23 protein-coding genes and 3 pseudogenes are annotated in these 25,837 nt (G+C 61.7%); 18 read left to right on the top strand and 8 right to left on the bottom strand.

Annotation, left to right across the window (positions count from 1 at the left end):
* The first annotated feature begins 7 nt into the window (after positions 1 to 7).
* The 4 genes from NLY43_RS32690 (at position 8) to ligD (ending at position 3,181) form a co-directional block, all read left to right on the top strand.
* Complete coding sequence (locus NLY43_RS32690; RefSeq protein WP_023697407.1) at positions 8 to 295, top strand: DUF6894 family protein; 288 nt, start codon at positions 8 to 10, stop codon at positions 293 to 295.
* A gap of 110 nt (positions 296 to 405) precedes the next feature.
* Positions 406 to 900, top strand: a complete 495-nt coding sequence (locus NLY43_RS03435; protein ID WP_023682271.1) for a YidB family protein — start codon at positions 406 to 408, stop codon at positions 898 to 900.
* A 55-nt stretch (positions 901 to 955) separates the two neighbouring features.
* The gene (locus NLY43_RS03430; protein WP_032998960.1) at positions 956 to 1,315 is read left to right on the top strand and encodes a DUF4112 domain-containing protein; all 360 of its coding nucleotides are present in this window, start codon (positions 956 to 958) and stop codon (positions 1,313 to 1,315) included.
* 96 nt (positions 1,316 to 1,411) lie between these two features.
* Positions 1,412 to 3,181, top strand: a complete 1,770-nt coding sequence (gene ligD, locus NLY43_RS03425) for a DNA ligase D (RefSeq protein WP_023713865.1) — start codon at positions 1,412 to 1,414, stop codon at positions 3,179 to 3,181.
* Between the two features lie 54 nt (positions 3,182 to 3,235).
* On the opposite strand, the pseudogene NLY43_RS03420 reads toward ligD, so the two are convergent.
* The 5 genes and pseudogenes from NLY43_RS03420 to NLY43_RS03400 form a co-directional block, all read right to left on the bottom strand.
* A pseudogene (locus NLY43_RS03420) lies at positions 3,236 to 3,385 on the bottom strand (DUF3606 domain-containing protein); the annotation flags it as partial.
* Positions 3,386 to 3,545: 160 nt separating this feature from the next.
* Positions 3,546 to 4,742, bottom strand: coding sequence for an IS256 family transposase (locus tag NLY43_RS03415; RefSeq protein WP_286456782.1), 1,197 nt, complete (start codon positions 4,740 to 4,742; stop codon positions 3,546 to 3,548).
* Positions 4,743 to 5,226: 484 nt separating this feature from the next.
* Positions 5,227 to 5,403: pseudogene (locus NLY43_RS03410) on the bottom strand (ATPase domain-containing protein); the annotation flags it as partial.
* A gap of 172 nt (positions 5,404 to 5,575) precedes the next feature.
* On the bottom strand, positions 5,576 to 5,779 hold the full coding sequence (locus NLY43_RS03405) for a CsbD family protein (protein WP_023682266.1): 204 nt from the start codon (positions 5,777 to 5,779) through the stop codon (positions 5,576 to 5,578).
* Positions 5,780 to 6,051: 272 nt separating this feature from the next.
* Entirely contained in the window at positions 6,052 to 6,693 is a 642-nt protein-coding gene (locus NLY43_RS03400; RefSeq protein ID WP_023713722.1) for a CGNR zinc finger domain-containing protein, read from the bottom strand.
* Between NLY43_RS03400 and NLY43_RS03395 the strand changes: the two genes are divergently transcribed.
* Complete coding sequence (locus tag NLY43_RS03395) at positions 6,665 to 7,798, top strand: DMT family transporter (protein WP_245264079.1); 1,134 nt, start codon at positions 6,665 to 6,667, stop codon at positions 7,796 to 7,798. The genes NLY43_RS03400 and NLY43_RS03395 overlap by 29 nt on opposite strands.
* A 239-nt stretch (positions 7,799 to 8,037) precedes the next feature.
* Here the strand turns inward: NLY43_RS03395 and NLY43_RS03390 are convergent, their stop codons facing one another.
* From NLY43_RS03390 to NLY43_RS03380, 3 genes are all read right to left on the bottom strand, one after another.
* Positions 8,038 to 8,298 carry a hypothetical protein gene (locus tag NLY43_RS03390; RefSeq protein WP_023697403.1) on the bottom strand — a complete coding sequence of 87 codons (261 nt, stop codon included), beginning with the start codon at positions 8,296 to 8,298 and terminating at the stop codon, positions 8,038 to 8,040.
* Positions 8,299 to 9,328: 1,030 nt separating this feature from the next.
* Entirely contained in the window at positions 9,329 to 10,219 is an 891-nt protein-coding gene (locus NLY43_RS03385) for an adenylate/guanylate cyclase domain-containing protein (RefSeq protein WP_023697400.1), read from the bottom strand.
* A gap of 417 nt (positions 10,220 to 10,636) precedes the next feature.
* Complete coding sequence (locus NLY43_RS03380) at positions 10,637 to 11,665, bottom strand: LacI family DNA-binding transcriptional regulator (protein ID WP_023697399.1); 1,029 nt, start codon at positions 11,663 to 11,665, stop codon at positions 10,637 to 10,639.
* 355 nt (positions 11,666 to 12,020) lie between these two features.
* Between NLY43_RS03380 and NLY43_RS03375 the strand changes: the two genes are divergently transcribed.
* The 13 genes and pseudogenes from NLY43_RS03375 (at position 12,021) to NLY43_RS03315 (ending at position 25,303) form a co-directional block, all read left to right on the top strand.
* Positions 12,021 to 13,634, top strand: a complete 1,614-nt coding sequence (locus NLY43_RS03375) for an extracellular solute-binding protein (protein ID WP_023682259.1) — start codon at positions 12,021 to 12,023, stop codon at positions 13,632 to 13,634.
* 81 nt (positions 13,635 to 13,715) lie between these two features.
* Entirely contained in the window at positions 13,716 to 14,576 is an 861-nt protein-coding gene (locus NLY43_RS03370) for a carbohydrate ABC transporter permease (protein ID WP_023697398.1), read from the top strand.
* Positions 14,573 to 15,529 carry a carbohydrate ABC transporter permease gene (locus tag NLY43_RS03365; protein ID WP_023713725.1) on the top strand — a complete coding sequence of 319 codons (957 nt, stop codon included), beginning with the start codon at positions 14,573 to 14,575 and terminating at the stop codon, positions 15,527 to 15,529. The genes NLY43_RS03370 and NLY43_RS03365 overlap by 4 nt, the downstream gene beginning before the upstream one ends.
* On the top strand, positions 15,526 to 16,617 hold the full coding sequence (locus NLY43_RS03360; RefSeq protein WP_023697396.1) for an ABC transporter ATP-binding protein: 1,092 nt from the start codon (positions 15,526 to 15,528) through the stop codon (positions 16,615 to 16,617). The genes NLY43_RS03365 and NLY43_RS03360 overlap by 4 nt, the downstream gene beginning before the upstream one ends.
* 1 nt (position 16,618) lies before the next feature.
* Positions 16,619 to 17,680 carry an ABC transporter ATP-binding protein gene (locus NLY43_RS03355; RefSeq protein WP_023697395.1) on the top strand — a complete coding sequence of 354 codons (1,062 nt, stop codon included), beginning with the start codon at positions 16,619 to 16,621 and terminating at the stop codon, positions 17,678 to 17,680.
* 35 nt (positions 17,681 to 17,715) lie between these two features.
* The gene (locus NLY43_RS03350) at positions 17,716 to 18,813 is read left to right on the top strand and encodes a Gfo/Idh/MocA family protein (protein WP_286459803.1); all 1,098 of its coding nucleotides are present in this window, start codon (positions 17,716 to 17,718) and stop codon (positions 18,811 to 18,813) included.
* A 24-nt stretch (positions 18,814 to 18,837) separates the two neighbouring features.
* The gene (locus tag NLY43_RS03345; protein WP_023713728.1) at positions 18,838 to 19,752 is read left to right on the top strand and encodes a sugar phosphate isomerase/epimerase family protein; all 915 of its coding nucleotides are present in this window, start codon (positions 18,838 to 18,840) and stop codon (positions 19,750 to 19,752) included.
* 55 nt (positions 19,753 to 19,807) lie between these two features.
* Positions 19,808 to 20,749, top strand: a complete 942-nt coding sequence (locus NLY43_RS03340; protein WP_023697393.1) for a sugar ABC transporter substrate-binding protein — start codon at positions 19,808 to 19,810, stop codon at positions 20,747 to 20,749.
* Between the two features lie 56 nt (positions 20,750 to 20,805).
* Complete coding sequence (locus NLY43_RS03335; protein WP_050590338.1) at positions 20,806 to 21,810, top strand: ABC transporter permease; 1,005 nt, start codon at positions 20,806 to 20,808, stop codon at positions 21,808 to 21,810.
* Positions 21,807 to 22,589: an ATP-binding cassette domain-containing protein gene (locus NLY43_RS03330; protein ID WP_023693351.1), complete on the top strand. Its 783-nt coding sequence runs from the start codon at positions 21,807 to 21,809 to the stop codon at positions 22,587 to 22,589. Before NLY43_RS03335 ends, NLY43_RS03330 begins: the two co-directional genes overlap by 4 nt.
* 10 nt (positions 22,590 to 22,599) lie before the next feature.
* Positions 22,600 to 23,775, top strand: coding sequence for an aldose 1-epimerase family protein (locus NLY43_RS03325; protein WP_023713730.1), 1,176 nt, complete (start codon positions 22,600 to 22,602; stop codon positions 23,773 to 23,775).
* A gap of 123 nt (positions 23,776 to 23,898) precedes the next feature.
* Positions 23,899 to 24,984 carry a fatty acid desaturase family protein gene (locus NLY43_RS03320; protein ID WP_023713731.1) on the top strand — a complete coding sequence of 362 codons (1,086 nt, stop codon included), beginning with the start codon at positions 23,899 to 23,901 and terminating at the stop codon, positions 24,982 to 24,984.
* Between the two features lie 27 nt (positions 24,985 to 25,011).
* Positions 25,012 to 25,303 (top strand): annotated as a pseudogene (locus NLY43_RS03315) (Rieske 2Fe-2S domain-containing protein).
* Positions 25,304 to 25,837 lie beyond the last annotated feature (534 nt).

Raw genomic sequence — 25,837 nt, 5'->3', positions numbered from 1 at the left:
GTCAAAGATGAGGGTGGTAGTTCCATACACTAAGGCAGCGCGTGGGATCCATCTCGCTTATACGTTCTACTATCGCCACGGCGACCAGGCTCGCCAGGTTCCGCCTGCCGAGACGCGAAGTTTTGAGGCCGCTCGCGCCGAAGCGATCCGTTGCGTAATCGGCCTGTTGGCTGATCTGGGCGATGACGATATGACCGGATGGTTAGTGCGCATGCGCGATCAGGCAGGCAACGAGCTTTGCACGATCAGCGTCTGCGAGGCCGAAGCCGCACGCAAACGGAAACAAGCCGGTTAGGCAGCACCGCTCACGTCTGTGTCGATACGCCAGCCCTTATTCAATTAGATCGTCGCCGGTCGGAACTTTTGTGATGTTGAGCCCTTGTCCATTGAACAGTGGAGGTACCAATGGCTAACCTGGGAAAATTGGCGATCGCGATGCTCGGCGTCTTGGCATACCAAAATCGCGACAAGATCGGCGACATGATCCGTGGAGCGGGCGATCGCAACCCAAATGATCCGCAAGGCGGGATTCTGGATCAGCTTTCAAAAGGCGTTTCGGGGACCGCGCTTGGCGATATTCTCGACCGGTTCAGAGGGGCAGGCGCCGGATCGAAGGTCGATTCGTGGGTAGGCACCGGGCCGAACGAGCCGATCCAGCCAAGCGAGGTGGAAGCAGCCATAGACGAAGACACCCTGACTTCCCTCTCGATGCAGACCGGCCTATCGCGCGAGGAGCTCATAAGCCGGATCACGCGAGATTTGCCTGAGGCCGTCAGCAAGATGACGCCTACTGGTGAATTGCCCGTTGAGGCGCCGAAAAGCTCCGGTGAGACGACCTTGCTCGACGACGTGCCATCGCACAGGACGCAAGCGAATTCAGGCGGTCAAAGCGATATCTAAGGTGACGGCTATCCATCAGGGAGAGATACTAAATCGTACTGGCGCGCGAGTTGGCATGATCGGGCAGGGCGGTCACGGTGGTCATACAGCAAACGTACTTGCCGAGTTGGATCTATTGGCCGCGCTACTCGATTCCCGCTGGCGCATTCCAGGCACATCAATTCGTTTTGGACTGGATGCGCTCGTAGGTCTGGTTCCCGTACTCGGAGATGCGGCGACGGGCATTGTCTCGGCCTACATCGTCTTGCGAGCTCGAAACGTCGGTGCCGGAAATGGGTTGGTCGCCCGCATGCTAGGCAACGTGCTGCTGGATACGCTCGTAGGAAGTGTCCCAATTCTCGGCTCGATCTTCGACGTCTATTTTAAGGCGAACAATCGCAACATCACTCTGCTGCGCCGTCACATCAACAAGTGAGGCGGATAACCAATCGTCGCGATGCAATTCTTCTAAAAGGCTCGGAACCGACAGGGGCGCTGGGGCTTGAGTCGCGATTCCTGGAGTCGCGAGCATATGACCAGTGCCATTGACCGGCTTTCGTTCATCGAGTTCCAATCGCCCACACTGGTCGAGAAAGCTCCCGAAGGCGGAGATTGGCTTCACGAGATCAAATATGACGGCTACAGGACGCAGCTGGTCGTTGAAGGCGGAAAGGCGCGAGCATTCACGCGTCGCGGCTACGATTGGTCCCACCGTTACAAGAGGATTGTTCAGGCCGCGGCAAGCTTGCCGGTCAAATCCGCTATCATCGATGGTGAAGCTGTCGTCCTGGGCGACACCGGTCTGCCGGACTATCAAGCCCTGGAACGTGAGCTGGGCAACCCAAGTTCGCTGCGGATGACTCTCTACGCTTTCGACCTCCTGTACCTCGATGGCCGTGATCTACGGGAACAACCGTTAGTGAAGCGCAAGGCTGCGCTGAAGAAGCTGCTGACCGAAACCGAGCCAACCCTGACTTATGCCGAGCATCTGGAGGTGAACGGCAAGGATATGTTCGACCATGCCTGCCGGATGGGCATAGAGGGAATCGTATCGAAGCGAGCGGATGCTCACTACCGCTCGGGCGTCCAGACCAGTTGGGTCAAGGTCAAATGTGTCAAGAGCGACACTTTTCCAATCGTGGCTTTCGTCGAGAAATTTGGCGCGCAGCCGCGCCGCATCGCATCGTTGTACATCGGCAGGCGAGAGGGCGACCGGCTGCTTTATGCCGGGAAGGCCCAGACCGGCTATACGCTGGACGCAGCCCGGCGCGTTAGGGAGCGGCTTGATCCGCTTGTAATCGCCAAGTCACCGCTGTCGGAGCCGATCAAGAAGCCCAAGGCGACATGGGTCAAACCAGACGTTCTTGCCGAGGTACAATTCAGTGGCGTGTCTGACCGCGGCATCTTGCGGGAGGCGGTCTTCAAGGGACTACGCGAGGATCTTAAGGCAATCCCGCCCAAGCCTCCATCGCCCTCCAAGCGGAGGTCGGAAGGACAACACGGCGTCCCGCGCGAGAACATTCTCCAGCTGCTACCCGATGCGGTTGCACCTTCCAAGGAAGGGCTGGCAGACTATTGGCGGCGGGTCGCTGATCAAGCTCTAGTTCATCTGGTTCGGCGACCGCTGAAGCTGGTCCGCCACGCCTCCGGCGCAACCTTCTATCACAAGGGACCGCTACCTCGGATACCGGCGTCCGTGCACCAGCTCGGGGTTCAAAAGCGCGAAGGCGGCGAAGGCATTCGGGTATGGATAGATGACATGGATGGTCTGCTTGGCTTGGTCGAGATGGATGCCGTTGAGCTTCATCCTTGGAACGCGACGATTGACGACATCGAAAATGCGGACCGGCTCGTCCTCGACCTCGATCCCGGAGAAGGCGTCCCATGGGACGCTGTTATCGAGGCCACGCTGGCGCTACGGGGCATCTTGGAAGCGGCAGGCTTGGAGAGCTGGCCAAAGGTCACTGGCGGCAAAGGCATCCACTTGATGGCCCAGCTCGTTGCGAAGGTGACCCATGACAGCGCCCGGAAACTGGCCAAGTCGCTCGCCCACCGTCTGGTTGATACCGATCCTGACCGATACCTGTTGTCAGCTGACCCCGCAGCTCGAGGAGGCCGGATCTTTCTCGACTATCTCCGCAACGGACGGGGCAATACCGCAATAGGCGCTTTTTCCCCGCGAGCGCGGCCCGGCTTCCCAATTGCCCACCCGGTCACATGGAAGCAAGTCGAGGCGGGCATCCGGCCAGACGTTTTCACGCTCGCGCAGCCTTTCAGACCCGCTCGTCGAAAAGCCGCGTGATGCGTCGCGACCATCAGCCGATATCAGCCCGTTTCTTGCCTCGCGTTCGAGCCTCTTCCGGTCGTTGCCGTGTTCTCTGATTAGCTCGCGGACCTGTTCTGGCGTGATACGATGCTGTTTGGCGAAATAGCGAACCTCATAATCTTCATCGACTGATACACGGTTGTGATCTCGAAAATCACGCTTGCTCTTATCGTCTGCCATTATCTTTCCTCCTGATCAGAGAAACAACGACCGACGTTGTATGTTCCCGGCCCCTCACTGGGGCCGCAGCCATTGCGAAGGTGATCTGGCGAAAGTTGGTTGGGTTGTGTGCGTCAAGTTCTGCAAAATGGGGCAGCCATGATGCTGGCCATGATGCTGGTCATGCGGCTTGGCGCAGAGCGAGCTTCTTGTGCTCGCGCAGGTCGTCCATGTTGATGTATCGGTTGGCCTCCATCCAGTTTTCATTGGTCTCGACGGCCAACGCCCTGACCAGGCGCAGGCAGCTTTCGGTATTGGGGAAGATGCGCACGACATAGGTGCGCCGGCGGATTTCCTCGTTGAGCCGCTCCAGCATGTTGGTGGATTTGAGATGCTTGTGGTGCTGTCTCGGCAGCCTGAAGAAGGTCAGGGTTTGTTCGATGGCATCCTCGGCCCAGCCTGTCAGGCGCGGATAGCGTGCCGACCATTTGGCAAGCCATGCGGCAAGATCAGCCCTGGCCTCTGCGAGATCGCGCCGGTCGTAGAGCCAGCGCAATTCCTGCAGGCAGTCGTCGCCGTGCTTCCTCGGCAGATGATCGAGCGCGTTCCTGAGGAAGTGCACGTAGCAGCGTTGCCAGGCGGCTTCGGGGATCACCTCGCCGATCGCTGCCACCAGGCCGGCGTGATCGTCGGACACAACCAACTCGACGCCCTTGAGGCCGCGCGCCTTGAGGCCGACGAGGAAGTCCCTCCAGGCCGAGCGGCTCTCGCGATTGGCCATCTCCACGGCCAGGATCTGGCGCCTTCCGTCCCAGTCGATACCGACCGCGATCAGCACCGCCTGGCTCATGACAACACCGGCTTCACGCACCTTCTCGTAGCGCGCATCGAGGATGAGGTAAGGAAACGGCTCTTGAAGGGGGCGCCTGGCAAAGGCAGCGAGGCTCTCGTCCAGCCGCTTGTTGATGGCCGAGATCGACGAGGCCGAGAAGGCATGGCCGCACAGTTCTTCCGTGATCGCCTTCACCTTGCGGGTCGACACGCCCTGCACATACATCTCCGCCAGTGTCGCCACCAAGGCCCGCTCGGAACGCTGGTAGCGCTCGAACAGCTCGGTGGAGAAGCGCCCGGCCCGGTCCTGCGGAACCCGCAGCTCGAGCTTGCCGACCCGCGTCACAAGGGTACGGCCGTAATAGCCCGAGCGATAGCCAAGCCGTTCGGGCGTGCGCTCGCTCTTCGAGGCACCCAGCGCCTCGTCCATCTCGGCCTCAAGCACCTCCTGCATCACCGCACGGAGCACTTCGTGCAATCCATCCGGGTTCGAAAGCAAAATGTCTTTGACGGCAGCGCTGGCGGTCTTAACTTCAGTCTTGGTCATGGTGGCGTTCCTTCGCGGGAATCAGGTGACGTGAACAATCACCAGCCTGCCATGACCGCCCCCTCTCAGCGAATTTGCAGAACTCTCAGCACACTACCGTTGGTTGGCCGAAGGCGAGGGTGATTTCGTTTGCTGTTCGGGATAGCTGACCGTTGATCGAGCCTGCCTGCGGGCCTCTTGGTTTTTACGACGCCAGTAGGAACCCAGACAGGTCGCAGATGATTCAGATGCGCATCCGGGCTATCAACGAGGATCTTGAGCAAAATGGCGGGCAGTGACCACGAAGGCGACAAAGCTGCGCTCCGGGAAAGCCCAAAGTTTCGTCTACGACGCATGACCCGGGTCACAGTGCCGAGGCACGAGTTGGACTTCATCACAAGGTCGGCCGCATAGACCACGCCGGAGCTCTCGCAATGTTGCAGAGGCATATGGGAGCTCGAGAGGCGGTCTTTTCGGAACTGATGGCTCGGCCAGAGCGCTAGACCAGCCATGTCTCGCCTTTCTTGGCGCCCTCGATCAAAAACTGGAGGCCAAGAGTGGTCTTTCCAGAACCTGGTTTCCCTTCGATGAGATGGGAGCGGTTCCAGGCGGAGCCGCCACGAAGAATGTAGTCGAGCGCGCTAACTCCAGTTGCGATCGCTGAGGCGTCCTCTCTGTCCAACTAATCCCCGATGTAATTTCGAGAACCAGATAACGACGGGCACCTTTGGCGGTTCCACGTCTCTCGGTGAGCGCTCTTGTCGTGAGACTCACGAAAAGGCGACAGGAAACGCGGAAAAAAAGGCGCCGTACCTCTCGGAGCCCTTTTTCAAGTTCACTTTGGAACCGGCAACCTACCAGCCTTGCCGGCCATACCAGTCATCGATGTCGCGCTGAGCGCGGTCCTTCTCAATGCCGTAGCGCTCCTGAATCTTGCCTTCCAACTGATCGCGGTTACCGGCAATACGGTCCAGATCATCGTCTGTGAGTTTGCCCCACTGTTCCTTGACCTTGCCCTTTACCTGCTTCCAATTGCCTTCGACACGGTTCCAGTCCATGGCACCTATCCTTGTTTGTTTCGGACTGAGAAAAACGCCGTCAGGCTACCGGAGTTCCCGTCAAGTTTGAGCAGATCGACCCATCGAAGCGTGGCGAGGTAGGCGGCCCGAAGCAACCCGCTCTGGAACGCGATGATGGCTTGCCGCGCCGGCCGTGTTCTCCACTGTCTTGGCCACAGTCGCTCGCGAGACCGGCTTCGTTGGACAAACACCGACAGGGATAGCATGAAGCCAACTATGCTGCGTTCGTCGTCCAAGCCTGGCGTCAGATACTAATTCTTGCTGTTGGGAGCCATGTTCCCTGCGGCTTTTGCCCTGAAGCGCCTTACCCGGCTGCGTGTGCCGCAGCTCTCATCGGAGCACCACCGCCTGCGCCCGCCACGCGAGGTGTCGATGAAAAGCCAACCGCAGTTCGGCCCGGTGCACTCGCGCACGCGGCGGCGGTCATTCCTGGACACCAAAAACTCGGCTGTCTCAAAGGCCACGCGGTGGCCGATCGTGTTCAGACTGGCTGCGTCGGTCCACTGCCAAGCGAGGCGGTCGCCGGACGGGAAAAGCGAGCGCTTCGGCAGGGCTAGGGCGACTGCATCGCGCACGATTTGCAAGGCATCGTCCGGCACCCGGGCGCCTGCCGCCTCGGCCTGGAGAGCCGCGTAAACGGCCTCGCGCAAAATCTTGGCCTTTTCCAATGCCGCCTCCGCAAGGAGCGGGCGGGCGGAAGCCTCCACGAGCAGTGCTCGCGCCTCATCGACGTCGATCAAATCGGCACGTCCAGCCCAGACGACCAGGTCGGCATAGGTCTGCAAGAGGTCTGGCCCCCATACATCGCGTCGCGCGTCGACCGTGTTGACGAAGTCCAGGCAGGCGTGACCGCCAACCATGCGCATGTCGACGATAGTCTTCGCAAAATCCATCCCGGAAACATCGGTTTGCGGAACCGTATTGGCAAGAGGCCGTTGTAACGAAATAAACGTCTTTTGGCCGTTACAACGAACCAACAAAGACCCGGCGAAGGCTGCTTCCGATGAACCGCAACACGGCGACATTTCTGGTTTTATGTGTGATCTGGGGCACCACGTGGATCGGTATCAAGGCAGGGATCCTCTGATGTTCGCAGGCACGCGTTTTACAGTAGCCGGCTTGCTGATCCTCAGTGCGACGCGCTTAAGGGGCGCTGCTCTACCACGGGTGGCGAAAAGGAACTGGCCGCGCCTTTTCGTTGTTACGTTGTTCATGATTCCGCTTTGCTATGGCCTACTCTTTTGGGGCATGCTCTATGTCGATACGGGCACCGCGGCTGTTCTTGAACTTTCGCTGACCCCTGTCACGCTGCTTGGATTTGCGTTGCTTCTGGGGGACGAACGCTATGACGGCCGCAGGCTTTTTGCGATTTTGCTCGGTGCGGCCGGTCTGTGCATCCTGTTCGGGCCCGAGGCCTATGCTAGTTGGACACACGCAGACCAGCAGGGCAGGGGGCTCCGGCTGCTGGCGATGACAGCGGTGGCGTCGGCAGCTGTAATCTATGCATGGGGTTCGGTGCTCGCGCGGCCGCTTCTTGAGGTATATTCATCGGACTTCATCGCCGGCTTCACCACCCTTTTCGGGGGCGCATTCCTAATTCTCATCTCACTCGTTGTGGAGCCAGGCGCGGCCGCGGCTCTAAAAGGCGATTGGGGCTGGCCGGCCTGGGTCGGGTGGCTGTTCCTCGTGCTGTTTGGTTCGTTCATAGGCTACACACTTTTTATCCGGCTCCTGCACGAAATCGGCGCCTCGCGCGCCGGAGCATTTGCCTTCGTCTCACCCGTGATTGCCGTCGTGCTTGGCATGATCACCTACGGCGAGGAGGTTAGCCTGATCGACATCATCGGCATGGCTATCATGCTCTTCGCAGCGTTTCTTGCGCTACGCGAGCGCAAACAGGAAACATCATCCGCTTCCCCGCCGTTGATTCCACGCTCCGCGCGGGCCGTGGCAGAACATGAAAGACGGCGCGCGCATCCAGCCGCCAATCAGCCTTGAGATGGAAAAGCACAAGGTTCTCGTCTATGCGAAAAGAGCGCTCTCCCGGCAGCGTATCCCACCTACCACCGGCGGCGAGGAAAGCTCCAGCTCATATGACAACACTAGTCGGCGAGGGCTTTTGCCGAGTTGCTGTCAAGATTGCAGGCGGGATTTGATGGAAAAATCGCGAGGCTGCAATCAGCGACCTATTCGTTCCGATGGCAATGCAGGCTATCCGCCAACACGTCGACAGACTGTCAGCCGCATCGCTTCAGTTCGGCCACCTGAACCCCGAGACGGAATGCCTGACCATCGGCATAAGAACGTGCATAGCTTTCGGCTTCGAACGGAAACGTCAGGGTGCTGCCGTAGGCGGTGACGCGGACCGTCCACTTCTTGTCGCGAACGAGTTCGACCGAATTGTCGGGCGACGTCATGATTTCCTCCGGCACCAGCAAGGCGGAGGCACGGATAGCGTCGCGAAGGTTGTTTGAATGCAAACAATCCGACACGCTCATGTCGCTTGTTCTATACGCCTCGACTTTCTCTCAATTGGCGTAGCGCCACGGCTGCAATGTTGGTGGCGCTAAGTCCCCTAGCTGCCAAGACCGTTCCCATCGCGTGGGTCCCCTTGCGGCCTCACGCAGCGACCTTTCTGAACTCAATCGCCGAGATCGTCAGCCCGCAGTGTCATCGAGAGAATAGCCGGCAAGCCGCACGGTGCGAATGGCAACTCTGCGACGACTGCTTCAACAACTTTCGCGACTGGCTCATGTGAACGTCGACCACCTGGGCGCTCACACTGGCTTTCTGCGACCGGCCAGCTGCGATGAATTCATCACGGCTGATCACCTTTCAGGATCCTCGAGCATGTGGCGCACCAACTTGAACTCGATCGGCCCAAGAGGAATCTCCCCCCGGTGCTGTAAACACGGTGGTATCGAGCTCCATCTCGACGTCGCGATATGTCAGTGGTCTGCGATTCTGCGCCAATTTCGTGACGGTAGCCCAATCGCGAGCCTTCGCAGGTGGTCGAGGAGCTATTGCGGCGCAAATGGTCTGATGAAGCGTTCATCGACCCCGGGCTGCAACAGCCTGTGCTGACCTTCAGCGCCTGGGGATATCAAGGCGACACAGGGCGGGGAATTGGTCCGGGCATCCCGCTACAGCCGGCCGCTCCCGTCGCCAGCTCATTGTCTGGCCGACAGTCCAGCACAATTCCCACGCACCGGCCTTTTCGCGGCAAGACCTAGCGCGTCATCGATCGAGCGGGCCAGCTTGCTGCCGAAACCATCCACCTGCAGAATGTAGCCTCGGAGCAGGTAGAACTCCGCATCCTGCGAGGAGATGCACCGGCCGCGGCTCCGTCGAACTCAGCGAGGGAAACGGAAGTCAGCTCTTCGCAGTTCAACTTCGAGAGCAGACGTTCCTGGATTGGCCTTGGCACATTTGTGAACGGTCGATTCCAATGGCTGTCAAAGAGTACGGCGCGACATTGAGGCGCCAGCGAACCAGCTCGAAACCGGTCGAGCTAGTATCCGGGCCGGGTCAATCCGAGACAATTTCGTAGTGAAGAAGCTGGGCTTCGTCGAGGGCCGACTTCACTCCAGGCGAGATGACGCCGGAGCCGAAGAGGATAATATCTTCACGGCGTACGAATACTTCATGGCCGAGTCCCATGGACACAAATGTGCCCGAAGAGCTTCGTTCGAGAAGCCGAGCTCTGCCATTCAATATGGTGAAGGCGGCGTGGCGCCTCGATACCCAGGGCCGCTCGACGATGATATCGCATTCCGCCGATCTGCCGATTGTCACGGATTCGCCGTTTCGACAGGATCGCAGCTGATCTCTGTAGCGGATGACCAGATGAATCTGCCGCGGCAGGACCGAGCGTCTATCTGTAGTGGCGCCATGGCTGGTGATCTGCGTACCGGGGGCCCCATCGTCGCTCCACAGGGTATAGACATCGAAGAACTCTTGCTTCCCCTTCAAGGCCATTTTGTCGAGGAGCCGCAGGCCCTTGCGGCTTCTCGGGGAAAGGGCTTCGCAGAAGCTCTGGCTGATCAGCACCTCTCCGGGGTTCGCCGTGGTGGACAACCTTGCGGTGACATTGACAACGTCACCGAATATCGCGCCCCGCGCGCGAATGACCGCCCCGAAATGCAATCCGATACGGGCGCTCAACGGCCCTTTAGTCAGTTGATGGGTAATTTGGCAGACGGCCCTCAGCGCCATTTCCGGGCTCTCGAAGAGGCTGAGTATGTCATCGCCTTTCGAGTAAATGAAATCACCACGGTGCTTGGCGACAATCTCGCGCATCGTGTCCAGGCAATCCGAGACCTGCTGTAGAGCGGCATCGTCTCCGATCCGCTCATAGAGCGGCGTGCTGCCCACGACATCAGCTAAGAGGACTGCGGTAAGAAGCGTCTCCTGATCCATCGATCTCGTGTCCGACCCGAAAACTCAGCGTGCGTGTATAGCACACGAGGTCGCCTGCAACATATCTGCTCGAGCGCCTTGGATCGGTGCGATGCTTCAGGTGATCGTGGCGGGTTGGACGGGCGTATGCCATTCGTCGGCTTCGTGCCGACATCCAGAACCCTCTTCGCCCCAATCGTTCGCGACCTCGGTGCTATGAGTGGACTTGGTCTTTTTAGGTTCGGAAAGGCTGAACGAGTTGCAACGGGCGACGCCCTTCTCATGCACCATCAACCACGACCCGATCTCGTCCCTCCGACTTCGCGCGGAATAGTGCCAGATCGGCGGCTTTGACGAGATCATTCGGGCTCTCGTTCGTATTTGGGACCGGTGGCGACGCCAACGCTGTGCTTTGCGATAAGATCACGGATCCATTGATCAGATTTCAGGTATATTCTCTTTGAAGATCACCTGAAGTCGTGGTTGATGCGGTTCATAGTTCAGGTGCCTGACAGAGTGGCTTAAAATGTTGAGCGCTTCCCGCGCCTCGACGCGCGGATTTTGATCTATGACCGCATCGAGCGTCCCATCCAACAAAAGTTCCTTGGTGCCGTCTGTCACCTCGTGGCCGAGAAAGAGAATGTCTTTCGCGCGTCCACGCTCCTTGAGCGCCCGAGCGATGCCGGTGTTGCCGGCGCCGACATTGTAGATCGCGGCAAGATCGGGGTGCCGGTCCAGAAGCGCTGATGCTTCCGAATAAGCCTTCTCTCGGTCATCCAGCATTTCGCGCATCTCGACGATCTCGAGATTGGGCGACTCCTCGGTCAAGATGTGCCGGAATCCCATCTCGCGTTCCTCATGGCCGCGATAGGACAGCGAGCCGGCGAACAGCGCCACCTTGCTTGGGCGTTCCGATCCCATGAAACGGTTGAGAAGATACCCGGCCAACCGCCCGGCGGCGCGGTTGTCTATGCCGATATAGGCCACCCTCGGCACATGCAGGATGTCGGATGCGATGGTCACCACCTTGACGTCATTGGCCGACAGCGAGCGGATCGCCTCGCGCACCGTCGGATGATCGAGCGCGATCACGCCGACGCCTTGTGTCTGTCCACGCAATTCTTGCAGCAGGCGGGCGAGCCGGTCGGGGTTGAAGCCCTCTATGGTGGCGATGTGGACGTCGAGATCGGGGCGCGCCAAGGCCTGCGCCTCGATGTGTCGATGCAGCATCTTGATGAAGGAATTGGTGCCGGCCGGCAGAGCGAAGTCCAGACGGATGACCTCTCCAGGTGAGGGCCTGGGCGGCGCTCCGTTCGGGCCCTCGGCGATGTAGCCGAGGCGCTGCGCCATTTCGAGCACGATCTCACGCGTGCGCGCCCGCACACCTGGCCTGTTGTTCAGCACGCGGTCGACGGTGGCGGCGGAAACGCCGGCTTCCCGGGCTATGTCAGTCAAGGTGGAACGCACCGTCTTCATCTCCTCAATGCATCAGATCGCACAATGCCGCTAGCCCGTCCGACGGCCACAGCTGCCAGCCATCAGCGATTCTGATGGGAAATGATGTATCGAGCCTTAGCCGATGCGCAAGGAGGTTGGGCTAAATCGCGTCGCCCGGCGTGATAGTCGCGTGCCAGAAAGGCAGATTTCCCATCAAATCGAGGCATTGAGCCCGTGTGTCGACCTTTGCATGACGTATTTTCTCCGCGGTTGCGGTGTTACGATGTATTTTGAGTATTTATGATGTTGACAGCCTTCCGGTGCTGCCGTCAATATCCCTCAATGGGCTCGTGGAGGAAACATCGGCCCTGAGGGAGGAATTCCAATGTCTGATTTGATCCGCATATCGCGACGCGGCTTGTTGGCGTCCGGAGGAAAGGCCGCGGCGTTCGTGGCTGCGGCCGGTATCGCACCGCAATTCATCCGTCCCGGCCGTGCCGTTGCGGCCGACGCGCTGGCGCCAGGCATGGTCGGCGGCCCCACCGGTTTCGAGGGCGCAGAGCGCTATCAATATGGCGCCGACACGCCGGAAGGCCGTGCCGTTGAGGCGGCCAAGGCCTTGAAGGGAGCTGGCAAGGCACCGGCCAAGATCGTGCTTGGCCTGTCGGATGGCTCGATTGGCCAACTCACACAGCCTTTCCCTGCGGGTGCGCCGTCGATCAAGGAGCTGTGGGAAAAGGAGACCGGCATCCAGATCGAGATCGTCGGCCTGCCGAACGGCCAGGAATTCACCAAGACGATGCAGGACATCTCCACCAAGGGTGGGGCCTATGACATCTACTCGACGGAATGGAACCGCCTCGGCGACCTTGCCGAGACCGGCGGCATCGCCAAGCTCGACGACTTCGTCGCCCAGTACAAGCCCGAATGGGACGATCCCAAGACCGGCTATGTCGACGGCGCCAAGGGCGTGTCGCTGCTCAACAAATATCGCGGGTCCAACTATGGCGTGTCGCTGGACGGCGACTTCCAGACCTGGGTCTACCGCACCGACCTGTTCGGCGACGCTGCCGAGCAGAAGGCGTTCAAGGACAAATTCGGCTACGATCTGGCGCCGCCGAAGACCTGGAAGCAGCACAGTGACATCGCGGGCTTCTTCCAGCGGCCCGACAAGGGCCTGTTCGGCTCCACCGACCTGCGCAACCAGGGCTGGGGCTACACCAACTGGTATCAGCGCTATGTCTCGATGGCATCGCCCAACCAGTTCCTGTTCGGCGACGACGGCAAGCCGCTGATCAATTCCGAGCACGGCATTGCCGCCACCAACGAATATGTCGGCTCGCTGGTTCATCACTCGCCGGACGCGATCTCCTGGGGCTGGCCGGAGCAGTATGGAAATTTCGCCAAGGGCGGCGCGGCGATGACCTGCGCCTTCTCGAACCTGCCGAAATTCCTCGACAATGCCGGCAACAAGGATTCTGCCGTCACCGGCAAGATCGGCTCGATGCTGCCGCCCGGCCGCGAAGTCGACGGCAAGCTGATCAGCCGTTCCGTGCTGTGGTTCTCGCTGACCGGCATGGTCTCGTCGCAGTCGAAAAACCAGGAGGTCGCCTACCTTTTGCTGCAGTGGCTGGGCTCCGCCCGCATCTATGCCTGGATGAGCGCCAATCCGGGCGGCTATCTCGATCCGTTCCGGCTCTCGGATTTCTCCGATCCGCTGGTGCGCCAGACCTACCACGCCTACCACATCGACGTGGTGCGCGAGACGGTCGCCCGCACGGTGCCGACGATCAACTATCCCGGCGCCACCGCCTTCCACAACGCATTGGACGAAAATCTGATGGCGTCGCTGACCAAGGCCAAGACAGCGGAACAGGCGATGGCCGACACGGAAGCGGAGTGGAAGAAGATCGCCCGCCGCATCGGCGAGGACAAATTGCTCGAAGCCATCAGGACGAACAAGGAGGCCTGGCCGACGGTTCTCGACCCGATCAGCTGATCCGTCTCCCTGGATCAGCGCTGGAGGGGAGGAGCATCTGTTCCTCCCCGCCGCAGTCAACGCCACCAGCAAAGCAGCCAGATGAAGCGTTCCGTCCCCTTCGAGATATTCCGCTACGCCGCGATCTTCGCGGCGATGGCGGTGACGCTGGTACCGATCCTGTGGATGGTGTCGATGGCCCTCAAGCCGATCGCCGAATGGTCGGCGACCGGCGCCGACCTGACATGGTGGCCGAAGAACCCGACGCTCGGCAATTTCCAGTTCGTCTTCGGCGAGTCCAACAACAATCTGATCGTGGCGCTCGACCGCACCGCGCTGAAGCCGATCCTGTCGTCGCTGCTGTCTTCGGTGTTCGGCACGGCGATCGCAATGTCGGCGGGCACGGCTGCGGCCTACGGGCTGTCGCGTTTCGGCTCCGGCCAGAACCTGCCGCTGGCGCTGATCCAACTCAGGCTGTTTCCGCCAATGGCGGTGATGATCCCGGTCATGATCATGTGGGCCTTCCTGAACTTCACCGACAGCTGGTTTGGCCTGGCCCTGATCTACGGCATCGTCACCCTGCCGTTCGCTTTCTGGCTCATGAAGACCTTCTTCGACGACATGCCGCGCGAGATCGAGGAAGCGGCGCTTGTCGAAGGTTGTTCGCGGCTGCGCGTCTTCACGCGCATCACGCTGCCGATGATGCGCGCACCGCTGGCCAGCGCCGCCCTCTTCGTCTTCATCCTCAACTGGTCGGACTATCTGATCGCGCTGCTGCTGACGACGCGTGAATGGGTGACGATCCCGGTCTACATGGCCTCGCTGTCCTCCTCGATGACCGGGCAGCTCTATGGCGCCAAGGCCGCGCTCGGTCTTGTCGCCGCGGTGCCGCCGGTCATCATGGGCATCGCTATCCAGCGCCATCTGGTGCGCGGACTGACCTTCGGCGCGCTCAAGCAATGAGCGCGGTGACCGTGACTGTCTCAAAGGACGCAAAGGCCGCGCTTGGCAAGCCCGTGCTGCGGGACGAGGGAACGCGGCTGGGATTCCGGCTGACGCTGCCGGCGCAGATCCTGGTGCTCTTCATCTCCGTCTTCCCGCTGCTGATGCAGCTCTACATCAGCGTCACCGACTGGTCGCCGCTCTCCGGCCTCGGCTGGTGGAACGCATGGGAGATGTGGAACAGCTTCGCCAACTACACCGACCTTGCCGCCGATGCGCGCTTCTGGAGCGCGCTGAGGCGCACGGCCATCGTCATGGTCGTGTGCGTGCCCGTCGAATTCCTGCTTGGCCTGGCATTGGCGACGCTGTTCGCGGACGATTTTCCGGGCAAGCGGATCTTCTATTCGATCCTGCTGATGCCGATGATGGTGGTTCCGGCGGTGGCCGGCTACATGTTCTTCATGCTGTTCCAGTCGGGCGGGCCGCTGAACGACATCCTGTCGGCACTCAGCGGTTCCCGCGTCACCATCGCCTGGCTGTCTGACCCCACACTGGCGCTGATCGCGGTGATCATCGCCGATATCTGGCAGTGGACGCCGCTGATGTTCCTGATCCTGCTTGCCGGCCTGGTCGGCGTGCCGCAGGACCAGATCAAGGCGGCGACCCTGCTCGGCGCCAACCCGTGGCAGCGCTTCGTCACCATCGTGCTGCCGAAGATGAAGACGATCATCATCATCGCGCTGGCGATCCGCGTCATCGAGAACTTCAAGATCTTCGACACGCTCTACATCATGACCGGCGGCGGCCCCGGCGTCGCCACGGAGACGATCTCCGTCTACATCTACAAGGTCTCGACGCAGGACCTGATCTGGGGCTATGTGGCGGCGATCGCGCTGGCCATCCTGGTCGTGCTTTCGATCGTTGCCGTATTCGCCATGAAGCGCATGGCGCGGGCAAGGCTGGTGCCGGCATGAGCGCGATCCAGCTGCGCAACCTGGTCAAGACCTTTGGCGAGTTCACGGCGCTGAAGACCATGGACCTCGACATCGCCGATGGCGAGTTCATGGCGCTCCTCGGGCCTTCGGGCTGCGGCAAGTCGACGACGATGAACATGATCGCCGGCATGGAGGAGCCGACCAGCGGCAAGATCCTGTTCGGCGAGCGCGACATGGCCGGCGTGCCGATGGGCCGGCGCGGCGTCGGCTTCGTTTTCCAGAACTATGCCATCTTCACCCACATGACGGTGCGCCAGAACCTTGCCTATGGGCCGCGGATGCGCGGTGCGGCGAAAGCTGAGATCGACCGCCGCGTCGGCGCCACCGCCGAGCTGCTGCAGTTGACGCCGCTGCTCGACCGCAAGGCCGACCGTCTCTCGGTCAACATCCTGCAGCGGGTGGCAATCGGACGCTCGGCGATCATGGAGCCGGCCATCTTCCTGCTCGACGAGCCGCTGTCCAATGTCGACGCCGCCTTCCGGGCGGTAATGCGGACCGAGCTCAAGCAGCTGCAGCGCCAGTTCAGGCAGACGATGGTCTACGTCACCCATGACCAGCTCGAGGCCATGACCATGGCCGACCGCATTGCCGTCATGGATCACGGCGTGCTGCAGCAGGTGGGAACGCCGCTGGAAGTCTACAACAATCCAGCCAATGTCTTCGTCGCCCGCTTCATCGGCGCTCCGGGCATGAACCTGCTGAAGGGAAGGCCGGCGGAGAGCGACCGGGGCCTGGTGGTCGATCTCGGGCCACTGGGGGTCACGCCGACGCTGCCGGATGCGCTGGCCGCCACCTTGCGCGGATCGCGCTCTGAGGTGCTTTACGGCTTCCGGCCCGAACAGGTGTCGCTGGTGCAGAGCGGGCAGGGCCTCGCCATGCCGGTGAGCTTCGTCGAGCGGATCGGCGCGAGGACCATCGTCCATCTCGGCGATGGCGAGACCGCCGTGAAGGCGGTGTTCGACAATGCTGTCGGACTGTCGATCGGCGAGCTTGCCGTCGTCGCCCCCGTGGCATCGTCCGTGTGTGTCTTCGATGCCCGCAGCGGCATTGCGATGAAGGCAGGTTGACATGGCCGATATCGTCTTTCGCAATGTCAGCAAGCGTTACGGCACGACGCTCGCCGTCGACGACGCCTCGTTCACCGTCAATGACAACGAATTCTTCTGCTTCTTCGGGCCGCCGCTGTCGGGCAAATCGACAATCCTGCGCCTGGTGCTCGGGCTGGAGACGCCTGACGCCGGAGAGATCCTGATCGGCGGCAAACCGGTCAACACCGTCTCGCCGGCCGAGCGCAATGTCGCCATGGTGTTCCAGAACCTGGCGCTGTTCCCCCATATGAGCGCGCGCGAAAATGTGCGTTTCCCGCTGGTCGAGCGCAAGGTCGCCGAGGCCCAGATCGAAACGCGTGTCGCCGATGTGGCCGCCAAGCTCCACATCGGCCATATTCTGCACAAGCCGCCGGCGCAGCTTTCCGGTGGCGAGCGGCAACGCGTGGCCATAGCCCGCGCCCTGGTGCGCGACCCGAACGCCTATCTGATGGACGACCCGATCTCTGCGCTCGATGCGCGGCTGCGCGAGGGAACGCGCGTCGAGCTCAAGCGCATCCAGCGCGAACTCGGCAAGACGCTGATCTACGTCACCCATGACCAGGAAGAGGCGATGTCGATCGCCGACCGCATCGCGATTCTGGAGAATGGCAGGATCCGACAGATCGGCGCCCCGTCCGAGATCTACGACCGCCCGGCGAACACCTATGTGGCGCGACTGCTTGGTTCGCCGATGATGAACATCCTCAAATCCGTTCGCGGCGAAGATGGCCTCGAGGCCGCCGAAGGCACGGTCAGCATCGACGATCGCGCTGCTCCGGCCGACGCGATCGAAATCGGGCTCAGGCCGGAGGACATCAAGGTCCGGCCCTGGGTCGAAGGGGGCGCTGGCCGCCCGGCGCGCGTATTCGAGGTCGAGCCCCTTGGCGGCTACACGGTGGTAACGCTCGCCGCCGGAGAGGCGCGGCTGAAGGCGCTGCTGCGCGGCCAGCCCGACATCAGGCCGGATGCGGTGGTAGCGATATCCTGCGAGCCGGCCCGGGTGCATTATTTCGGGCAGGACGGAGGCGCGTTGGCGAGATGATCGCGGCTGCGAAAACAGAATTTCGGGAGGAAGACATGGCGAGCGAAGGCTTCGAGCCGGACGTGAAGGTCCGCACGAAAGAATACCGTATCGGCTGCATCGGCGCTGGCATGATCATGGCCGAGTGCCATCTGGCAGCCTATCGCGAAGCGGAGTTCAACGTGGTGGCGATCGCCTCGCGCACCCGTTCCAATGCGCAGAAGGTCGCCGCGCGTTGGGACATCCCGACCGTCCACGACACGCCGGAACAGCTGATCGAGGATTCTGAGGTCGAGATCGTCGACCTTGCCTTTCCACCCGATCTGCAGCCGGCGCTGATCCGCCATGCGCTGAAGCAGCCTCACATCAAGGCGATCCTGGCGCAGAAGCCACTGGCGCTGTCGGTCGATGAAGCCGTGAAGCTGCGCGACGAGGCAGCCAAGTCAGGCAAGATCCTCTCGGTCAACCAGAACATGCGCTACGACCAGTCGATGCGCGTGCTGAAGCAGATCATCGACGGCGGCGCGCTGGGCGACATCGTCTTCGCGCAGATCGACATGCACGCCATCCCGCACTGGCAGGGGTTCCTCGAGGATTACCACCGGCTGACGCTCGCCAATATGAGCGTGCACCATCTGGACGTGCTGCGCTTCCTGTTCGGCGATCCCTCGGAAATCACCACCCTGACACGCAAGGACCCGCGCACGACATTCGAGCATAGCGACGGCATCACCGTCTCGACGCTGCGCTTTCCCTCCGGCGTGCTCGCCGTGTCGCTGGAGGATGTCTGGTCCGGACCGCGCCAGGAGGGCTATGAGGACGACCAGCACATCAACTGGCGCGTCGACGGCACCAAGGGTGTCGCCAAGGGCGCGATCGGCTGGCCGAAAGGCGTGGCCTCAACACTGACCTTCGCGTCGACCGAGACGACCGGCGGCGAATGGGTCAGCCCGAGCTGGGACACGATGTGGTTCCCGCACGCCTTCATCGGCGTCATGGAGCAATTGCAGCACGCGGTGAAGACCGGTGCGCCGCCGGCATTATCGGTGGCCGACAACGTCAAGACGATGGCGCTGGTCGAGGCCGGCTATCGCTCGATCGACGAGGGCCGCACCATCAAGCTTTCCGAAATCTCGATAAAATCAGCCAACTGAATCGCTTAGGGAGGAATTCACATCATGATGCAGGCAGGTATTTTCACGGGCTATTTCCCGTACGGCCTCGAAGAGACGGCGAAGAAGATCCGCGGGCTCGGTTTCAACACGGTGCAGCTCGACCTGCATTTCAGGGATGTCGATCTGTCGGCCGGGCAGATCACTGAGGACAAGGCCAAGCAGGTGCGCGACGTCTTCCGCGACAACAACCTGCCGATCTGCTGCGTGTCGGGCTACACCAACATCATTCATCCCGACAGATCCGAGCGCGATAAGCGCGTCGGGTATCTCAAGGAAATCATCCGCAATGCGCGCAGCTTCGGCTCGCCCTACGTGATCTCCGAGACCGGTACCTACAACACCGAATCCGACTGGGTGCGTCACCCGAAGAACAAGACCGAGGAAGGCTTCGAGGAATGCCGCAAGGTGATCGCCGAGCTTGCCCAGACCGCCTACGACCACGGCGCGGTCTTCCTCCTCGAGACTTACGTTAACAACGTCGTGGGCTCGGTCGAGGAGACGGTGAAGATGTTCGCCCAGGTCGACCATCCCGGCCTCGGCCTGTTGATGGATCCGACCAACTATTTCGAGACCCACAATATCGACAAAATGGACCAGATCCTCAACCAGGTGTTCGACACGCTGACCGACAAGATCAAGATCGCGCATGCCAAGGACGTCAAGCGTTCGGGCAGCGACAAGTCGGAAAAGCATGCCGACATCGGCGACGAGGATGCGATGGAGAGCCACACGTTCCGCGGCGTCGGCGAGATCGAGCTGCCGGCGCCCGGGCTGGGATTGCTGAATTACGATCTCTATCTGCAGCGGCTGGCGGAAAAGCACCCAAACATCCCGGTCATCATCGAGCATCTCTCTGAAGACGACGTGCCGCGCGCGAAGAAATTCCTCGATGGGAAGTTCCGCGCCAACGGCCTGTGAGCGCCGGTTGCGCCGCCGGCGCATGGCGGCGCAACTCCAACCAAGGGAGGAATGAATGTTGAAATTCGCATTGAAAGTGGCTGCCGCGGCAACGCTGGTAGCCGGGGTCTCCTTGAGCCTGCCGGCATTCGCCCAGGCCGGCCAGAAGACCTTCTATCTGCTGTCGCATGGTGGCCCTTCGGACGCGTTCTGGATCGACTGGAATGCCGGCGCGACCAAGGCCTGCGACCAGCTCAAGGTGACCTGCAAGATCTCGTTCAGCGGCGGCGACATGGCGGCGCAGAAGGAGGCTTTCAACTCGGCGCTCGCCGCCAAGCCGGACGGCATCGCTACCACCTCTGCTCAGCCCGGCCTGTGGACGGAGGAGGTGAAGGCCGCCAAGGCCGCCGGCATACCGATCGTGTTCTTCAACACCGACGATCCGGCGACCGGGCGTCAGGCCTATGTCGGGGCCGACCTCAGGGAGGCGGGCGTCATCTGGGCCAAGTATCTCGTCGACCACAAGATGGTGAAGCAGGGCGACAAGGTGTTCCTGCCGGTCGAAGTGCCGGGCGCCAGCTACCAGCAGCTCGAGACCGAGGGCATCGCCAGCGTCTTCGATCCGCTCGGCATCAAGTACGACGTGGTCGATTGCGGCACCGACCCGGCCGGCATCATCGCCAAGATGACCGACTACATGGTCGCCAACAATCCGCCGGCAATCATTGCACTCGGCGATTCCGTGGCAGCAAGCATCAAACGCGTCTTCGACGGGGCCGGTGTGTCGGCCGGCAAGGTCCCGGTCGTCGGCTGGGGCAACTCAAAGGAGACGGCCGAGGCGGTCAAGTCCGGCTTCGTCAATGCTGCGGCCTGGCAGTACCCGTCGGCGCAGGGCTTCATGCCGGTGGCGCTGCTCGGGCTTGCGGCCTCTGGCGAGCCGATCGGCTACGACATTCACACATTCAGCCTCTACGACGCCTCGAGCGTCGAGCCGATCCTGAAACTCTACAACAAGTGACGACAATCGGCGCCCGCCCCGAAATGGCGGGCGCCGGACGCATGGTCCTGACAGATATGGCAATCATAGCAGACGACGACACGCAGCGAGCGAAGGGCAGGTCTGCGCTGCTGCGTTCACCGCAATTCTCCTCGCTCATCATCCTCATCGTGCTGCTCGTGGTGTTCGCCATCGCCGACGGCAACTTCCTGTCGCCGCTCAACATATCCAACATGATGGCGTTCCTGCCCGAGCTCGGCATCATCGCTCTCGGCATGACGCTGCTGCTGACGGCGGGCGAGTTCGATCTGTCGGTCGGCGCCGTGTTCGGCCTTGCGCCCGTCGTGGTGATGCTGCTGGTGCAGAATGGCGGTATCGACATCGGCGTCGCCCTCCTGGCCGGGCTTGTGCTGTGCATCGCGATCGGCGCCATCAACGGGCTGATCGTCACCAAGATCGGCATTTCCTCGTTCCTGGTCACGCTGTCGATGCTGCTCGTCGTGCGCGGCGCGGCGCTCTACATCACGCAGGGATTCCCCCTGAAGTCGTGGGACCAGCCCGGCTTCTTCGTCACGCTGCTTGCCGGCAGCTTCAATGTAGGCTCGTTCCGGTTCTACACCTCGCTCTGGTGGTTCATCGGCCTGTCGCTGCTGGCGATTTACATCCTGCGCTACGCGAAGCTCGGCAACTGGATCAGCGCCATCGGCAGCAACCGCAACGCAGCGGTGGCGCGCGGCGTGCCGGCCGACGCGGTCAAGATCTGGCTGTTCATCCTGACCTCGGTGGTGGCCGGGCTGGCCGGCATGATCAGCGCGTTCCGGATTTCGGCCGCCTCGCCGGTGGCCGGCACCGGCTACGAACTCGAAGTGATCGCCATGGTGGTGGTCGGCGGCACGGCGCTCACTGGCGGGCGCGGCACCATCCTCGGCACCATCGTCGGCGCGCTGATGCTGCGCGCCATCCGCAACGGCATCGTGCTGATCGGCGTGCCGGGCTTGGCATACAACATCTTCGTCGGCGTCATCATCCTCGCCATGCTCATCCTGCACGCTTTGCTGCAGAAGAACGCCGCAAGGAGCTGACGATGGAAGTGCTGCGTCTGCAAGACCTGCAAAAGTCCTTCGGCAACGTGCGTGCGCTGAAGAACGCCTCGTTCACCCTCAACGAAGGCGAGGTGGTTGCCCTGCTCGGCGACAATGGCGCCGGGAAATCGACGCTGATCAAAGCGATCTCCGGCGTCTTCCCGGCCGACCACGGCGACATCTTCGTGCGCGGCGAGAAGGCATCGATCCGCTCGACGCGCGACGCGATGGACCTCGGCATCGAGACCATCCATCAGGACACATCGCTCGCGCCGGACCTCAGCATCGCGCGCAATCTTTTCCTGGGCCGGGAGCCGGTCAATTTCGGTTGGCTCGGCGTGTTCGCGCCGCTCGATCTCGCCAAGCTTCGCAACGCCGCCTCGGCGCTGCTGAAGCGGGTCGGCATTTCGAAAAAGCTCGATGCAGATGCGCTGGTGAGCACCCTCTCGGGCGGTGAGCGGCAATCGATCGCGATCTCGCGCGCCATGCAGTTCGCCGCCAAGGTGATCATACTCGACGAGCCGACCAACAATCTTGGCGTCGAGGAAACCCACGGCGTGCTGCGCTTCGTCAAGGAGGTGCGCGACGCCGGCCACTCGGTGCTGCTCATCACCCACAACATCCACCACGTGTTCCAGGTCGCCGACCGCATCATCGTCATGCGCCGCGGCGAAATCGTCGCGGAACAGACGGTCGCCGACACCGACCTGTTGACGGTGGAAAGCATCATCACCGGCGCCGACATGTCGGCCTTGCTCAAGGAGGCGAGGGCAAAGTGAAGGACGTCGCATGGTAGAGCTTTACGGCAAGACGCTGTCGCGAAGGCAGGTGGCCGAGCGGTCCGGCATGCTGTCGCAGTTTGCCGGCGTGCGGCTGATGACGCTCGGCGACGGCGTGGAGCGCGGCATCCGGATGCTCGAGTTCCGCACCGGCTCCGGCCTGCGCTTCACGGCGCTGGTCGACCGGGCGCTCGATATCGCCGATTGCGACTTCCGGGGCCAGGCGATCGGCTGGCATTCGCCGAGCGGCTTTCGCCACCCCGGACTGCACGAGCATGAAGGGGAGGACGGTTTCGCCTTTGGCCGGTCGTTCTCGGGGCTGCTCGTCACCTGCGGCCTCGACCATATACTGGGCCGGGAAGACGTGCCGGCCGAAAGCTACAATTATCCGGGGCGCAAGCGGGTATTGCACTCGCTGCATGGCCGCATCGGCACCGTGCCGGCGCGGCTGACCGGCTACGGCGAGGCCTGGGACGGCGACCGCTGCGTGCTGTGGGCGGAAGGCATTGTCCAGCAGGCAAGCGTGTTCGGCGAGGATCTCCATTTGCTGCGCCGCATCGAGGCCGATGTCGGCGGCACCGAGATCCGGCTGTCGGACCGCGTCGTCAATCATGGTTTCAGCCGCACGCCGCACATGTATTTCTATCACGTCAACGTCAGCCATCCCTTGCTCGACGAGGGTTCGCGCTACCTGGCGCCGATCCGGGATGTCGTCTGGGCGGCGCACGCCGGCGATCGTTACGAGGCGCAGAAGGTCGGCTACCGAACCGTGCCGGCGCCGCAGCTGGGATTCAGCGAGCAGGTCTGGGAGCACGAGCTTGGCGCCGATGCGGCGGGCGAGGTGCCGGTGGCCGTCGTCAATGACCAACTGGGGCTCGGCTTCGAGGTCGTTACCCGCAAGGATCAGCTGCCCTGCACCTATCAGTGGCAGAACTTCCAGGCCGGCCTATATGCGTTGGGAATCGAACCCTCGACGCATCATGTTCTGGGCAATCTCGCCGCGCGCGAACGGGGCGAGATGATCTGGCTGGACCATGGCGAAAGCCGCTCCTATGACGCCGTGTTCCGGGTGCTCGACGGTGCCGGTCAGATCGCCCAAGCGGAAGCGAGGATAGGGTCGATCGCCCGGCAGCCGCAACAGGATTACCCTGCGCCGTCGGGCGCTTTTGCGAGACTGCAGGCGTGACCGGCTTGAAACGCACGATCGGTTGCCGCGGCGGGCGGGAAGTGCGCCGTAATACGGAAGCAGGCGCGGCCCGGCCGACCCCAGGCGGCCCTTGCGGAGCGCAGGCGGGAAACGGAGAAGACGATGACGGCAAGCAGGAAGCGCGACTACAGCCTGGTCGGTGAAAGCACCAAGCGCGCCATCGAGACCGGATTGGCTTCGGCCGAATGGTATCACACCGATGTCCCGCGCAGGGCGATCAAGGAGTTGATGCAACGCTCCGACGGGCCGGCGATCCGCGACACGATCATCTGGGTCGCGGCGATCCTGGTGTCGGCCGCCGGCATCGTATGGTTCTGGGGCACTTGGTGGGTGGTGCCGTTCCTGTTCGTCTATGGCGTGCTTTACGGCTCGTCGAGCGACTCGCGCTGGCACGAATGCGGCCACGGCACCGCGTTCCGGACGCGCTGGATGAACGATGTCGTCTACCAGATCTCAAGCTTCATGCTGATGCGCAACCCCGTGCAATGGCGCTGGAGCCATGCCCGCCATCACACCGATACCATCATCGTCGGCCGCGATGCCGAAATCGCCGTCATGCGTCCCCCAGATCTGCTAAGGGCGGCGCTCGCCTTCACCGGTATTCTCGATTTCCGCTATTCGCTGCCGGCGCTGGTGCGCCAGGCGTTCGGCAAGCTGAATGAAGAGAAGAGCTATATCCCCGAGATGGAGCAGCACAAGGCGGTGATCGCTGCGCGCTGGCATGTCGCCATCTATGCGGCGACAGTCGGGCTGGCGTTGTTCACGTGGTCGCTGCTGCCGCTGGTGCTGATCGGCCTGCCGCGCCTCTATGGCAGCTGGCACATGGTGCTGACAGGGTTGCTGCAGCATATCGGCCTGGCCGACAATGTCGTCGATCACCGGCTGAACACGCGCACCGTCTACATGAACCCGGTCAGCCGCTTCATCTACTGGAACATGAATTATCACGTCGAACACCATATGTTCCCGATGGTGCCCTATCATGCGCTGCCAAGACTGCACGAGCTGATCAAGCACGACTTGCCGGTGCCGAACCCGTCGATGTGGCATGCCTATCGCGAGGTCTGGCCGGTGCTGCTTCGACAGCTGAAATACGAGGATTTTTATCTCAAGCGGAAATTGCCACCGACAGCCAGACCCTATCGCGGCGAATTTCACCAGGTGGATATGTCGGCGGCCGCTGAATAGCGATAGCGAATTTTGCCGGAGCCGGAGATGGCTGACTGGATTGAAGCGTGCGCGGTGGACGACATCTCGAAAGAGGATGTCATCTGCTTCGATCCTCGCGGTTTGCCGCTCGCCCGATGACGAGTTCTTCGCCACCGACGGATATTGGACCCATGAGAAGGCGCATCTAGCCGAAGGGCTGGTGATCGACGACGTCATCGAATGCCTTGAAGCACATTGGCCGCTCTGCGACCGGCCAGGCCAGGGCGCGCCGGTCTGCGTCAAGCTCGCGATCTATCCGATAAGAATCGAGGCCGGCAAGGTGATGATCCAGATCTGACGCGTGGTAACCGGTCCAGCACCGCGTTTAGCAAACTCAGAGTGACGTTTTCCTGAGCCGAAAGAGACAGACCGTCGCCGACGGGCGCGCCATGGAGGGTAAGCGCCAGCTGACCATGCTGCGCGTGCTGGTCATGGACGTGGCCGAGGGCCGCCGACCGGGCTGAGGTCGATCGTCTCGATGTCGCCGGAGTTGTGCTGAACCCTAGATCGCGATGCGGCCCCCAGCCTGTTCACCGTGCCGGCCTAGAATTTCTTCGAGATCGGCACCGCCGACTGTTTTCTTAGTTGGGCTTTCCGGCTCCACAAGACGGGCACCGACGCCGTCATTGCAGCGCCGGCTATGCCACGGTCACCGTGCCCAGACATATGTGCTTGGCCCTTTGACCCTGATCGACGAGGTCCTGATTCACTGCTGCTTCTGCTGATCAGCTTTGAGGTGCTGATTGTGCGGTTTGATCTGGCAGCGTTGATACTGGGCGCTACCGCGATCGAAGCGGAAGGACAGCGCCTACCGCAGCGGCAAAACGACCGC

The sequence above is a fragment of the Mesorhizobium sp. C416B genome (assembly GCF_030323165.1).
Lineage (GTDB): Bacteria > Pseudomonadota > Alphaproteobacteria > Rhizobiales > Rhizobiaceae > Mesorhizobium.
This window is presented reverse-complemented; position numbering and strand designations above follow the sequence as displayed.

Excerpts from the sequence above, each read along its gene's own strand:
- NLY43_RS03390 (WP_023697403.1), bottom strand. The coding sequence starts at position 8,298 with ATGAGCGTGTCGGATTGTTTGCATTCAAACAACCTTCGCGACGCTATC.
- NLY43_RS03405 (WP_023682266.1), bottom strand. The coding sequence starts at position 5,779 with ATGGACTGGAACCGTGTCGAAGGCAATTGGAAGCAGGTAAAGGGCAAG.
- NLY43_RS03370 (WP_023697398.1), top strand. The coding sequence starts at position 13,716 with ATGAAGCGTTCCGTCCCCTTCGAGATATTCCGCTACGCCGCGATCTTC.
- NLY43_RS03340 (WP_023697393.1), top strand. The coding sequence starts at position 19,808 with ATGTTGAAATTCGCATTGAAAGTGGCTGCCGCGGCAACGCTGGTAGCC.
- NLY43_RS03320 (WP_023713731.1), top strand. The coding sequence starts at position 23,899 with ATGACGGCAAGCAGGAAGCGCGACTACAGCCTGGTCGGTGAAAGCACC.
- NLY43_RS32690 (WP_023697407.1), top strand. The coding sequence starts at position 8 with ATGAGGGTGGTAGTTCCATACACTAAGGCAGCGCGTGGGATCCATCTC.
- NLY43_RS03335 (WP_050590338.1), top strand. The coding sequence starts at position 20,806 with ATGGCAATCATAGCAGACGACGACACGCAGCGAGCGAAGGGCAGGTCT.
- NLY43_RS03430 (WP_032998960.1), top strand. The coding sequence starts at position 956 with ATGATCGGGCAGGGCGGTCACGGTGGTCATACAGCAAACGTACTTGCC.
- NLY43_RS03360 (WP_023697396.1), top strand. The coding sequence starts at position 15,526 with ATGAGCGCGATCCAGCTGCGCAACCTGGTCAAGACCTTTGGCGAGTTC.
- NLY43_RS03365 (WP_023713725.1), top strand. The coding sequence starts at position 14,573 with ATGAGCGCGGTGACCGTGACTGTCTCAAAGGACGCAAAGGCCGCGCTT.
- NLY43_RS03415 (WP_286456782.1), bottom strand. The coding sequence starts at position 4,742 with ATGACCAAGACTGAAGTTAAGACCGCCAGCGCTGCCGTCAAAGACATT.
- NLY43_RS03355 (WP_023697395.1), top strand. The coding sequence starts at position 16,619 with ATGGCCGATATCGTCTTTCGCAATGTCAGCAAGCGTTACGGCACGACG.
- NLY43_RS03375 (WP_023682259.1), top strand. The coding sequence starts at position 12,021 with ATGTCTGATTTGATCCGCATATCGCGACGCGGCTTGTTGGCGTCCGGA.
- ligD (WP_023713865.1), top strand. The coding sequence starts at position 1,412 with ATGACCAGTGCCATTGACCGGCTTTCGTTCATCGAGTTCCAATCGCCC.
- NLY43_RS03385 (WP_023697400.1), bottom strand. The coding sequence starts at position 10,219 with ATGGATCAGGAGACGCTTCTTACCGCAGTCCTCTTAGCTGATGTCGTG.
- NLY43_RS03435 (WP_023682271.1), top strand. The coding sequence starts at position 406 with ATGGCTAACCTGGGAAAATTGGCGATCGCGATGCTCGGCGTCTTGGCA.
- NLY43_RS03345 (WP_023713728.1), top strand. The coding sequence starts at position 18,838 with ATGATGCAGGCAGGTATTTTCACGGGCTATTTCCCGTACGGCCTCGAA.
- NLY43_RS03400 (WP_023713722.1), bottom strand. The coding sequence starts at position 6,693 with ATGGATTTTGCGAAGACTATCGTCGACATGCGCATGGTTGGCGGTCAC.
- NLY43_RS03350 (WP_286459803.1), top strand. The coding sequence starts at position 17,716 with ATGGCGAGCGAAGGCTTCGAGCCGGACGTGAAGGTCCGCACGAAAGAA.
- NLY43_RS03395 (WP_245264079.1), top strand. The coding sequence starts at position 6,665 with ATGTCGACGATAGTCTTCGCAAAATCCATCCCGGAAACATCGGTTTGC.
- NLY43_RS03325 (WP_023713730.1), top strand. The coding sequence starts at position 22,600 with ATGGTAGAGCTTTACGGCAAGACGCTGTCGCGAAGGCAGGTGGCCGAG.